The sequence below is a fragment of the Pseudomonas sp. G166 genome (assembly GCF_037027455.2).
In the GTDB taxonomy this organism is placed as follows: domain Bacteria; phylum Pseudomonadota; class Gammaproteobacteria; order Pseudomonadales; family Pseudomonadaceae; genus Aquipseudomonas.
Window position 1 is genome coordinate 106,838 of record NZ_CP146985.1, and the last position, 11,652, is coordinate 118,489.

An 11,652-nucleotide genomic window follows, 5' to 3' on the forward strand; every position below is an offset into this window, starting at 1 on the left:
ACTCCGAATTGCTGTATGTGCATACAGTATTCGTTGTATTCGATTAAGGCCAGTGCCATTCAGCGGCCCGGCCTGCGCTGCAATAAGCCCTGGCTGAGCGTTCACAACGCTTTGACGTTCTCCTCACAGGCTTTTAACCGGGGCGAGACGAAACTGAACGCTTCGATTTTTTCGTTTCCGGTCCACACATGCCCAAGCGTCCTTTCCGTTCACTGCTCTGCCTGACGTTACTCATGCTGTTTGCTGACTCTGTGGTCCAGGCGGCTGACTTCGCAGAGTCCAGACCTGCTGACTGGGCCCAGCCGGTGGAAAAGCATTACAACCTTTACCAGATGTCGCCGACGCTTTATCGCAGCTCCTTGCCGGACGGTGGTGCCTTGCCTCTGCTGACGAAACTCAAGATCGGTACGGTCATCACGTTTTTGCCGGATTCGGATGCAAGCTGGTTATCCGTCCCCGGTATCCAGCAAGTGCAGTTGCCTTATCGCACCAATCATGTCGACGACAGCGACATACTCAAGGCCCTGCGCGCCGTTCAGGCGGCCGAAGCCAAGGGGCCGGTGCTGATGCACTGCAAGCACGGGTCAGACCGCACCGGGCTGGTGGCAGCCATGTACCGGGTGGTCGTGCAGGGTTGGAGCAAAGAGGACGCCTTGAACGAAATGACGGAAGGCGGCTTCGGTGACAGCCATCACTTCAAGGATGGGGTTCGCTACGTGGTGCAGGCCGACGTCGAAAAACTTCGTGCTGCATTGGCCAACGGCGATTGCAGCACCAGCGTCTTTGCACTTTGCTCGCTGAAAAGCTGGGTCAATTCGACCACGACGGCCCGTCACCTTGACCCCCAGATGAGCCTTCCCGAGCAATGATTGGCGGCGTGCCTGAAAAGGCCGCGATGGATTCGGACAGCGGTCGTGAATCGCCCGGCCCGAAGATTGTTTCGCGCAAAGCCTGACCGGTTGCCGCGTTGAACACCCCGTCGCGCTTGAATCGCTGGAACACGGTGAGCGCTAATTCCTTCGACCAGGCATAGGCGTAAATCCTGGCCGCATAGCCGGTCACCATGTAATCCAGGCCATTGGGCCAGCGTTCGTTCGCGGACACGGGCAAATGCCCGAAGTGCGCGTTGATCTGATCGAACACCTGCTGGACGGTGCGCCCATCGCCATGGCTCTGGTGCAGTTCCATATCGAACAGTGCGTTGCGCAGCAGCAGGGCGGTTTCCCAACTGGCCTGGGTGTTGGCGAAGGTCAACAATTGATCAGCGATCTTGTCAGGCATCGCCGCACCCGTCTGGTAGTGCTTCGACACGCGGACCAGGCATTGCTTGGAGAAGCACCACTGTTCGAACAACATGCCGGCAAACTCGGACGTATCGCGGGACAGGTCGGTGATGCCGGAAACGTCGCGGTACTCTGCCCGGGTCAGTACATGCTGCAGGCAATGGCCGAACTCATGGAACAGAATGCGCAACTGCAGGTGGTCGAGCACGGCCGGCTGGTCGCCTGAGCCGCGTGGCAGCCAGCCATGCAGGATGGCGATAGGGTGCCGAGGGCGTCCCTCGGCGGTGACGTAGCGGTTTCGCAGGGTGGTGGTATTGGGATAACCGTTGCGGGTCGCATCGCCGAACGGATCGAAATACAGGTAGCCAATGACCAGCTCCCATTCGCGGACTTCGAAAAGACGCACCTCGGGATGCCAGGTTGCTACATCCTGACGCTCGATGAAATCCACCCCGAACAGCTCCTTGGCGATCAGCAGTAGCTGGGCAAACGTCGACTCCAGGGGAAACCAGGCGCTGAGGGCATGCCGGGAGGTTCCCGTCACCTGCTGGCGAAGCTTTTCCGCCAGGTAAGGACAATCCCAGGGCTGGAGCTCACTGAAACCCTGCTGGCGGGCAAATGCCTTGAGCTGTTCTGCGTCGTTGGCAAAAGCGCCTTGGTGCAGGGCCAGCTGCCCTCGCAGGAATGTCGTGACCTGTTCGGCGGACTCGGCTTGCTCTGGTTCGACAGCCATCTGAGCGAAATTCCCGTAGCCGAGTGAGGTCGCGTAGCGGTGGCGGTCCTCCAGCAATTGCTTGAGCACCTTGCCGTTGTCGAACTGGCCGGCCTGGGGGCCCTGGTCCGATGCGCGGGTGCTGTAGGCCACATACAGCTCTTGGCGCAAAAGGCGATTGTCGGCATAGGCCGTGACGATGCCAAATGACTCGTCGTTGAGCGTCAGCAACCATCCCGCGCGCCCGGCTTCGCGCGCCTGGCGGGCCATTTGCTGCTTGAAAGCGCTGGGCAGGCCACTCAATTGGGCCTCATCGTCGAAGGTTTTACTCCAGGCGTTATTGGCTTTGTGCAGGTTTTCCAGAAACAGCTGTTGAGCCCCTTGGATGCGACGCTTCAAGGCGACCAGGCCGGCCTGAGCAGTGGGTGCCAGAAAATTCTGGCGAAACTGTCGCAGGATTTTTTCCAGGACGCGTTTACGTGCCGGTTCGAAATGCCGGGCAATCTGGCTGTCTGCCAGGCGCTGATAAAGCTGGAACAGTTGCGGATGCTGTCTCAGCCAGCGCTGGAAATCATGCAGCCGCTCCGTGCAGTCCAGTGAAGCCTGTGCCCATTCGTCTCCCGTCCTGGTCGAGGCCAGAAGATCCAGCAGCGCGTCGAAACCTTCCAGCCGCGTGTGGATTTCATCCATGGCCAGCACCAGGTCGTCCCAGGTGGGAAACGCTGCCTGGGTCTTGATGATATGGGCCACCTGGACGCGGCTTTCGGCAAGGATCCGGTCGAGGGCCGGTGAGAAATGCCTGGCTTGGATCCGGGCAAAAGGCGGCAGGTCATAGGCCTGCAACAGCGGGTTGTCAGCGTGGGGCATGGAAGCCTTCCTGTCTGTGGACTTGATGAACAAGTCTGGGCAGGAAGGCCGCAAGCGCGGCGGTATATATGTATCGCTTCCGGGCCAGGCGGCCCGGAAGGTGATGCCGAAGATTTCAGTCGGGTTTTTTCTTCAACTTGGGGTTGGGGAAAAACTGTACCGCCTGAACCTTGGCATCCGGCACCTTAAGCGCCGACGTATTGACCCGGGTGCCCAATTCCTTGGGCACCGACAGACCTTGTTCGTTGAGCGTGTCGGAATAACCGCAGGCCACACATTCGCGGTGCGGCACGCCGTCTTCACTCCACATCATCAACTTGTCCGGCTCACTGCACGCCGGGCAGACCGCCCCGGCGATAAAGCGTCTCTTGGTAATCACAGGCCCCTCGCTCATGCTGCCGCGTCCTCGGTCAGGCCGCTGTGGCGCAAGAGTGCGTCAATCGACGGCTCACGGCCACGGAAGTCGACGAACAGCACCATCGGCTCCTGGGAGCCACCACGGGCCAGGATTGCCTCACGGAAGGCACGACCGGTGTCGGCGTTGAGCACGCCGTCCTCTTCGAACTTGGAGAACGCATCGGCCGACAACACTTCTGCCCATTTGTAGCTGTAATAACCCGCCGCGTACCCGCCCGCGAAAATGTGCGCGAAGCTGTTGGGAAAGCGGTTGTAGGCCGGCGGACGCATGACCGACACCTCATCGCGCACCCCTTCAAGCACTTGCGCCACGCTGCGACCGTCGCCGTGGGTAGCGTGCAGTTCGAAGTCGAACAGAGAGAACTCCAACTGGCGGACCATCATCAGGCCGGACTGGAAGTTTTTCGCCGCGAGCATTTTTTCCAGCAGGTCCTGGGGCAGCGGCTCACCGGTTTCGTAGTGGCCGGAAATCAGCGCCAGGCCTTCAGGCTCCCAGCACCAGTTCTCCATGAACTGGCTCGGCAGCTCCACGGCATCCCAGGCCACGCCGTTGATGCCGGACACGCCAGCGTGCTCGACGCGGGTCAGCAAGTGGTGCAGGCCATGGCCGAACTCGTGGAACAGGGTGGTGACTTCGTCGTGGGTCAGCAGCGCCGGTTTGCCGCTGTCGGCCGGGGTGAAGTTGCACACCAGGTTCGCCACAGGGCTTTGCAACACGCCATCGATCGTACGGCGACGGTCGCGGGCGCCGTCCATCCAGGCGCCGCCACGCTTGTTGGCGCGGGCGTAGAGGTCGAAGAAGAAACGCCCGACGTGCTGGCCGTTTTCCTTGATTTCGAACAGGCGCACGTCTGGATGCCAGGTGTCGAAGCCTTTGAGTTCAGTGATCTCGATGCCGTAGAGGCGTTGCACGATGGCGAACAGACCGCCCAGCACCTTATCGATCGGGAAATACGCACGCAGGGCTTCCTGGGCCACGCTGTAACGCTGCTGGCGCAGTTTTTCACCGTAGAAACCGCTGTCCCAGCTTTGCAGGTCGGGGCAGCCCTGTTCGGCGGCGAAGGCCTTCAGTTGTTCCAGGTCCAGGGCGGCAAACGGTTTGCTGCGCTTGGCCAGGTCCCGCAGGAAACTGAGCACCTGGTCGCTGGATTCAGCCATTTTGGTCGCCAGGCTCAATTCGGCGAAGTTGGCGAAACCCAGCAGTTGGGCCAGTTCCTGGCGCAGGTCGAGGATCTGCTCCATCACCGGGCCGTTGTCGTTCTGGCCGGCATTCGGGCCTTGGTCGGAGGCGCGGGTGCAGTACGCTGCGTAGACTTCTTCACGCAGGGCGCGGTCTTCGGCGTAGGTCATCACTGCGTAGTAGCTGGGGAATTCCAGGTTGATCAGCCAACCGTCCAGCTCTTTGGCCTGGGCGGCCGCAGCCATTTGCGCCTTGGCCGAATCGGTCAGGCCGGCGAGGGTGGCTTCGTCGGTGACGTGCTTGGTCCAGGCCTGGGTCGCGTCCAGCAGTTGGTTGGAGAAACGGCTGCCCAGTTCGGACAGTTTGCTCTGCACCTCGGCGTAGCGCTTCTGCTGCTCGGGTGGCAGGTCGATGCCCGACAGGCGGAAGTCACGCAGGGAATGTTCCAGGATGGTTTTCTGCGCGACGTCGAAACCTGCGGCTTCAGGGCTGCTCGCCAGGGCTTCGAACGCCTGGAACAGCTCGCGGTTCTGGCCCAGCTCCGTGGAGTAAGCACTCAGCGCCGGCAGGCAGGCCTCGTAGGCTTCACGCAGTTCGGGGCTGTTGCGCACGGCGTTCAAATGGCTCACCGGGCTCCAGGCGGCGCCCAGGCGATCATTGAGCTCGTCCATCGCCAGCACCAGGCCGGCCCAGGTCGGCTGCGTGCCCTGGGTCTTGAGGATCTCGGCGATGGCGGCACGGTTGTCAGCCAGGATCTGCTCGATGGCCGGTTGCACGTGCTCGGCACGGATCGTCGAGAATGGCGGCAGGTCGTAGGACTGCAAAAGAGGGTTGTTCACGCTCACGGTTGACACCTTGGCTGGAAGAAACATGGGCCCATCTTAATTACAATCGACGTTCACCGCAGCTAGCAGCGCCTATCACCGGATAAGAGAGAGCCTATCGTGACCCTTCGCACGTACCAGAATCACCGCCCACGGCTTGCCCGCGGCGCTTTTGTCGACAGCACCGCAGTGGTGATCGGCGACGTCGAAATCGGCGAAGACAGCTCCGTCTGGCCGCTGACGGTCATTCGCGGCGACATGCACCGCATCCGCATCGGTGCCCGCACCAGCGTCCAGGATGGTTGCGTGCTGCACATCACCCACGCCGGCCCCTTCAATCCCGATGGCTTCCCGCTGTTGATCGGCGACGACGTGACTATCGCCCACAAAGTCATGCTCCATGGCTGCACCGTGGGCAGCCGCATCCTGATCGGCATGGGCAGCATCGTCATGGACGGCGCGGTGGTCGAAGATGATGTGATCATCGGCGCCGGCAGCCTCGTACCACCGGGCAAACGCCTGGAAAGCGGCTTCCTGTACGTGGGCAGCCCGGTGAAACAGGCCCGGCCACTGACCGACAAGGAACGCGCCTTCTTCACCTACAGCGCGGCGAACTACGTGAAGCTCAAGGACCTGCACCTGGCCGAAGGCTACGACCAGCCCTGAATCGTTGGTCATCGCCCCCTACTTGTCTGATTCATCGTGGCGAGGGAGCTTGCTCCCGCTTGACCGGGCTGGCGCTCCAGTGCGAGGCACCCACAACGTCGCGATACCGTCCCAGGAACTGCCATGCATTACCAGACCGTACTGTTCGACCTCGACGGCACCCTCACCGACCCTCGCGAGGGCATCACCCGTTCGATCCAATTCGCCTTGAGCAAACTGGGCATCGACGAACCCGACCTGACCCGCCTCGAACACTTCATCGGGCCGCCGCTGTTGCAGGCTTTCATGCAGTTCTACGATTTCGACGAAGCGAAAGCCTGGGAGGCGGTGAATTTCTATCGCGAGCGGTTCAAGGTCACCGGGCTGTACGAAAACCGGGTCTTCGAAGGCGTGATGCCTCTGCTGGAAACCTTGGGCGACCAAGGGCGGCAACTGTACATCGCCACCTCCAAGCCCTGGGTTTTCGCCCGGGAAATCGCCCGGCACTTCGACTTCGCCCGGCACTTCAAGGTGATCTATGGCAGCGAACTGGACGGCACCCGCACCAACAAGGTCGAGCTGATCGCCCACCTGATGGCTGAAGAGGAGCTCGAACCGACCAGTACGTTGATGATCGGCGACCGCAAACACGACTTGATTGGAGCTCGCAGCAATGGCTTGGATGCGGCAGCGGTGGGGTATGGGTTTGGCAGCCATGAGGAGCTGAGTGCCGAGCGCCCGGCGTATCACTTCCAGACGTTGGATGAGTTGCATCAGGCGTTTTTGCGGGGTTAGTCACATTGCTATCGCGGGCAAGCCTTGCTCCCACAAGGGGGTATGTCACTGAGGTCTATTGTGGGAGAGAGCCTGCTCGCGATGAGGCCGGGTCAGTCAACAGACGTCTTCGATTCTGCCAGCGCCTTCAATGCCGCTTTGCGCTTATCAGCAGGCAACTTGCCTAGCTTTTCCACAGCGGCATAAAACGCAGTCCAGTCCTTGCGCTCTTGCTGGAACAGCGCCGCAAACGCCGGCACCCACTGGTCATACAAACCAAACGGTAATAACCGTGCATTGTTCAGTGGCGCATAGACCCAGGCGTCATAGCGTTTGTCGCCTGCCCACTGGCTGTCGCGCAGTTGCTGATAGTCGGCGCGCAGGCGGTCGAATTCCTCTGCTTTGCGTTGGCGCATCTGTTCGGCCGGCAGGGGCAGGGTGTAGAGCTTTTCCAGGCGCTGGCGGGTGTCGAGGATCAGTTGGATGAACTGGTCACGCTGGCGCAGCTGTTTGCCGTTATCCGGCGCTAGCCCGCGGCTGGCGCGCCATTGCCGGGTGCCCTCCTGTTCGACGAAGGTGGCGAAGGATTCGTTGAATTCAGTGTCGTCCTTTACATAGAACCGCTGGTGCGCCAGTTCATGAAAGATCAACGTCGCCAGGCGTTCGTCGCCCCAATGCATCATCGAACTCAGGATCGGGTCGTTGAACCAGCCCAGCGTCGAATAAGCCTCTACGCCGCCTATCGACACATCCATGCCCTGCAAGCGCTGCAATGCGGCCTCGCCACGGGCGGCGCCCTGGCTGTAGTAGCCGCGATACGCCACGCAACCGGCAATCGGGAAGCAGTGGTTTTGCGGTGCCAGGGAAAACTCTGGCGTGGCGAAGACATTCCAGACGACGAAGGGGCGGCCAATGTCCGCATACAGGCGGTAGCTTCTATTGTCCGGCAGGTGCAGGTGCGCACTGGCGAATGTTCGGGCTTTGCGGGCCTGGGCCAGATGAGCGCGCAATTTGGGATCGCGGGCGGGGTCGGCAATCACTTGGTCAATCGGCTCGCGGGCCTGCAACAGTCGCAGTTGCCCGCTAGCGAGCTGACTGTAGTAACCGACGCTTGCACAACCGTTGAGTGACAAAAGCAGGAGGCCTGGAAACAAAATCCGGAAAACACGGTCGAGTAACCGATGGCTTGAACGTGGCCTGATCAATTGGAATCACCCTGGGAAAGTCTGCCCACAAGACTATCTCGCCTGCCTGGAGCTTCGCTATGCGCGTGTTGATGCTGACGAGTGGCCTGTTGCTGCTGACCGGTTGTGCCGGTTTGCCTGACCCTGATCCATCCCAAGCGTGGATCGACCTGGGAAACCATCAGGACACCGCCCTGCAAGCGCTGGAAGTCGATGACAAAACATCCGTGGACCGACGTTATTTTGAAGTGCAGCCCGGCAGCCATGAGCTCACGGTGCGCTATCAGTTTGCCGTCGACCCCGGCAACATTGGCCCGGATGCCGAGCCGCTTTGGCGCGATTGCCGGTTGAACGTGAAGTTCAAGGACTTTAACGCCGGCCAGCGCTACCAGTTGCAGGCCGGCAGCATCGGGTTCCGGCCATGGGCCAAGCTATACGATCAACAGCGCAAAGTGGTCGGGCAAGGTACACCGGCGGGCTGCCAGCAAAGCCGATCGGCGTTATGCTCATGGCCTGAATTTCAGGAAGCACACCATGCGCCTACACATGCTGTTACTGGCTCTCGTCTCTATGGGCGGTTGCGCATCGAGCCCGCTACCCTCGGTCGATCCGAACATGGCCTGGGTCGATTTCGCGACACCTGCGCCGGGCGGCAAGGTGTTAATGGCTGAAAAACTGGATGGCCAACGATTGCGGGACGGACGCTTCTTCCAGGTTTCGCCGGGCAGTCATGAATTGGAAGTGCGTTTTGACTTCGAGGTTTTTGGCGGTGGGGGGCTGGGAATGCTAAGCGAGCCTCAAGAACGACTGTGCTATCTGACCGTGCGATACGATCATTTCGAGGCCGGCCAGCGCTATCGCCTGGAGGCGCGCAACCTGGCGTTCACCCCCAGTGCCCGGCTCTATAATGCCAAGCGAGAAATTGTTGCCGAAGATCGTCAAGACCACTGCATTCCGTAGCGTTTCTTAACCATCGTTCTTCTGGTAAATGATTTTCTTCGTACCGTTCTCGCAACTGCCCACCACCATGTTCTGGTCGTGGACCTCGTCGTTGGTGACGATTTCCAGCGTGTAGGACGACACGTTATTTGCCTGAATCTTCGCTTCGATTTCCGCTTTCAGTTCCTCACAGGATTTGGGCGCCGCAAGGGCTGATGTAGCGAATGCACAACCGATGACTACCAGGGCAAATCGTTTCATGTACGAATTCCTCATTGCAGCGCGCACTGCCTATGCGCTGAAACTGCAGGTGTGCATTCGACCACAATTGCGTCAGTGGAAACAGATCGCCCATCCTCGGAAAAATCGCAGCCTTCAGCAATGCCTGCAAAGGCTGCGATCCCTTCAACGCCTCAGCTCACCAGTGTCGCATCCAATGTGATCCTTGCATTCAGCACCTTGGAAACCGGGCAACCTTCCTTGGCCTTTGTGCTCAGCTCGTCGAATTGTGCCTGGGTGGCGCCAGGGATTTTCGCCTTCAGTACCAGCTTCACCGCCGTAATCGCAAAGCCGCCATCGACCTGATCCAGAGTGACTTCGGCGTTGGTGTCGATACTGTCGGCCTTGAGCCCGGCATCGCCGAGGATCATTGAAAATGCCATGGAAAAGCAGCCGGCATGGGCCGCGCCGATCAGTTCTTCAGGGTTGGTCCCCTTGCCACCCTCGAAGCGGGCCTTGAAACCATAGGGTGCTTCGCGCAACACGCCGGTTTCCGTGGAGATGGAACCGATGCCGGTTTTCAGGTCGCCTTCCCAGTGAGCCGATGCTTTCTTGATGATAGCCATGTCTGCCTCCTCAATATCCGGCGCGAGGTTCGCGCCTGGGTGTTTTTCGTTGTCAGGGTTGTGAGGATAGACCGCCCAATAAAGTTCATCCTGTCGATTAGCCGACCGATTTAGTAGGAAAATTCGCTGCTGCTATTGAAACTCGGGTATATGCCCACATTGCATGGAACACACCTATAGAAACGGCAGGCTTTTGCCCGTAGGAAAAGCCCGGAACGCCGTTGGAGATCCCGGCCCATGAAACAGCTGTCCGAAGTGAAATTCTCAACCCTCGACCTGGTGCCTGTGCGCGCCGACGGCAACGCCGCCCAGTCCTTGCGTAATTCTCTGGACCTGGCACAGCACGTGGAAAAGTACGGCTACACCCGCTTCTGGGTGGCCGAGCACCACAACATGGATGGCATCGCCAGCTCCGCGACCGCCGTGCTGCTGGGCTATCTGGCGGGAGGCACTTCGACGATTCGCGTCGGCTCCGGCGGGGTGATGCTGCCCAACCATGCGCCGTTGATCATCGCCGAACAGTTCGGCACTCTGGAAAGCCTTTACCCCGGCCGAATCGACCTGGGGCTGGGCCGTGCACCCGGCTCCGACCAGATGACGGCCCGGGCGTTGCGTCGCGAGCGCTCCGGCAGTGCTGACGATTTCCCCGAGGACGTGGCTGAGCTGATGCGCTATCTCGGCCCGCGCACCCCGGATCAACGCATCATCGCCATGCCTGGCACCGGCACCAACGTGCCGGTATGGCTACTGGGTTCTAGCCTGTTCAGTGCGCAATTGGCCGGTGAACGTGGCTTGCCCTACGCCTTCGCCTCGCATTTCGCACCGCGCTATATGCACGAGGCGATCCGCATTTACCGCAACCACTTCAAGCCGTCGGCGGTGCTCGACAAGCCTTATGTGATGCTCGGCGTGCCGCTGGTAGCGGCGGACACCGATGAACAGGCCGATTACCTGGCGACGTCGGTGTATCAACGGATCCTGGCACTGATGCGCGGCCAGAGCCTGGTGCAACGTCCGCCGGTCGAATCCATGAACGGTCTCTGGCTGCCCCATGAGAAAGAAGCGGTTGGCGATTTCCTTGGCTTGGCCATGGTCGGTGGTCCGCAGAAGATCCGCGCCAAGCTGGAGGTGCTGATCGAGCAAACCCAGGCGGACGAGCTCATTTTCACCAGCGACCTGTATGAGCATGCCGATCGCTTGCACTCTTATGAGTTGTTGGCGCAGGTCATGAAAGGCTGAACGACGTGCATAAAAAAGCCGACGCGTTGCGTCGGCTTTGACGTACGCGCAGATCAGCCGCGCTTGTAGACGACTTCCTTCGTACCGCTCTCACAGGTACCGACGACTTTTCCGTCAGTCGCTGCGCCTTTATCGACAATTTCCAGCGAATAACCTGACACGCCCTTGGCATCGAGCTTCGCTGCGATTTCGCTTTTCAGCTCCTCACAGGGCTTACCGGCCGCAAATGCACCACCCGCAAGGCTCAGCAAACCCAGGGCCATCATCAACTTTTTCATCGCTCGCACTCCTTGGTCGGATCAAATAGGGCAGGTATAGCAAAGGCATGATGCGCATACCATAGCGCATAGCCATTCCCTATGGCACTCCGCCAGCGTGCAAGTTCACTGTCCCTCAGCTATTCACAATCCGGAACCCGACCTTGAGGGTGACCTGGAAGTGCGCGGCCCGGCCGTTTTCGATGTGTCCGCGGGTTTCCGTGACTTCGAACCATTCCAGGTGCTTGAGGCTTTTGCTGGCTTCGGCCAGAGCGTTGTTGATGGCGTCTTCGATGCTGGTGGGAGACGAGCCGACCAGCTCGACTTTTTTGTACGTGTGATGATCACTCATGAGGTTCTCCTTGGTTGTCTTTAACAGCCTAGCAGCGATTTTTCGCCTTACGTGTGGCGCCGTTTGCGCTTTGAAGTTCAGATTTACTGCACTTTCGGAAACGACCGCAGTCCCAATTCACACACGCCACTCAA

Annotated in this window: 13 protein-coding genes and 1 pseudogene; 6 read left to right on the forward strand and 8 right to left on the reverse strand. The window is 59.9% G+C overall.

The features are described from left to right. Window positions 1–188 precede the first annotated feature (188 nt). Window positions 189–869 carry a tyrosine-protein phosphatase gene (locus SGN16_RS00495; RefSeq protein ID WP_335945045.1) on the forward strand — a complete coding sequence of 227 codons (681 nt, stop codon included), beginning with the start codon at window positions 189–191 and terminating at the stop codon, window positions 867–869. On the opposite strand, the gene SGN16_RS00500 is transcribed toward SGN16_RS00495, so the two are convergent. From SGN16_RS00500 to prlC, 3 genes are all read right to left on the reverse strand, one after another. Continuing rightward, complete coding sequence (locus tag SGN16_RS00500) at window positions 811–2,862, reverse strand: M3 family metallopeptidase (RefSeq protein ID WP_335945046.1); 2,052 nt, start codon at window positions 2,860–2,862, stop codon at window positions 811–813. The genes SGN16_RS00495 and SGN16_RS00500 overlap by 59 nt on opposite strands. Before the next feature lie 115 nt (window positions 2,863–2,977). Further along, complete coding sequence (locus SGN16_RS00505; protein ID WP_210642228.1) at window positions 2,978–3,256, reverse strand: YheV family putative zinc ribbon protein; 279 nt, start codon at window positions 3,254–3,256, stop codon at window positions 2,978–2,980. After that, on the reverse strand, window positions 3,253–5,304 hold the full coding sequence (prlC, locus tag SGN16_RS00510; protein WP_335945047.1) for an oligopeptidase A: 2,052 nt from the start codon (window positions 5,302–5,304) through the stop codon (window positions 3,253–3,255). Before prlC ends, SGN16_RS00505 begins: the two co-directional genes overlap by 4 nt. A 99-nt stretch (window positions 5,305–5,403) precedes the next feature. Between prlC and SGN16_RS00515 the strand changes: the two genes are divergently transcribed. Both SGN16_RS00515 and SGN16_RS00520 read left to right on the forward strand, forming a co-directional pair. Next, the gene (locus SGN16_RS00515) at window positions 5,404–5,949 is read left to right on the forward strand and encodes a gamma carbonic anhydrase family protein (protein WP_210642230.1); all 546 of its coding nucleotides are present in this window, start codon (window positions 5,404–5,406) and stop codon (window positions 5,947–5,949) included. Between the two features lie 123 nt (window positions 5,950–6,072). Continuing rightward, window positions 6,073–6,723: an HAD family hydrolase gene (locus SGN16_RS00520; protein WP_335945048.1), complete on the forward strand. Its 651-nt coding sequence runs from the start codon at window positions 6,073–6,075 to the stop codon at window positions 6,721–6,723. 92 nt (window positions 6,724–6,815) lie between these two features. Here SGN16_RS00520 and SGN16_RS00525 read toward each other — a convergent pair whose 3' ends face one another. After that, the gene (locus tag SGN16_RS00525) at window positions 6,816–7,907 is read right to left on the reverse strand and encodes an aminopeptidase (RefSeq protein ID WP_335945049.1); all 1,092 of its coding nucleotides are present in this window, start codon (window positions 7,905–7,907) and stop codon (window positions 6,816–6,818) included. Between the two features lie 59 nt (window positions 7,908–7,966). Between SGN16_RS00525 and SGN16_RS00530 the strand changes: the two are divergent. Then, a pseudogene (locus SGN16_RS00530) lies at window positions 7,967–8,377 on the forward strand (hypothetical protein); the annotation flags it as partial. Window positions 8,378–8,420: 43 nt separating this feature from the next. Beyond that, window positions 8,421–8,846 (forward strand): hypothetical protein, encoded by a 426-nt coding sequence (locus SGN16_RS00535; protein WP_210642234.1) that lies wholly within the window; start codon window positions 8,421–8,423, stop codon window positions 8,844–8,846. 6 nt (window positions 8,847–8,852) lie between these two features. Here the strand turns inward: SGN16_RS00535 and SGN16_RS00540 are convergent, their stop codons facing one another. Beyond that, on the reverse strand, window positions 8,853–9,086 hold the full coding sequence (locus SGN16_RS00540) for a DUF1161 domain-containing protein (protein ID WP_210642235.1): 234 nt from the start codon (window positions 9,084–9,086) through the stop codon (window positions 8,853–8,855). Window positions 9,087–9,238: 152 nt separating this feature from the next. Beyond that, complete coding sequence (locus tag SGN16_RS00545; protein ID WP_335945050.1) at window positions 9,239–9,670, reverse strand: OsmC family protein; 432 nt, start codon at window positions 9,668–9,670, stop codon at window positions 9,239–9,241. Between the two features lie 237 nt (window positions 9,671–9,907). Here SGN16_RS00545 and SGN16_RS00550 point away from each other — a divergent pair, with 237 nt between their 5' ends. Continuing rightward, window positions 9,908–10,909 (forward strand): LLM class flavin-dependent oxidoreductase, encoded by a 1,002-nt coding sequence (locus SGN16_RS00550; protein ID WP_335945051.1) that lies wholly within the window; start codon window positions 9,908–9,910, stop codon window positions 10,907–10,909. Between the two features lie 53 nt (window positions 10,910–10,962). On the opposite strand, the gene SGN16_RS00555 is transcribed toward SGN16_RS00550, so the two are convergent. Next, window positions 10,963–11,187, reverse strand: a complete 225-nt coding sequence (locus tag SGN16_RS00555; RefSeq protein WP_335945052.1) for a DUF1161 domain-containing protein — start codon at window positions 11,185–11,187, stop codon at window positions 10,963–10,965. A 115-nt stretch (window positions 11,188–11,302) separates the two neighbouring features. Further along, window positions 11,303–11,518 (reverse strand): dodecin, encoded by a 216-nt coding sequence (locus tag SGN16_RS00560; protein WP_003196424.1) that lies wholly within the window; start codon window positions 11,516–11,518, stop codon window positions 11,303–11,305. Window positions 11,519–11,652: the final 134 nt, after the last annotated feature.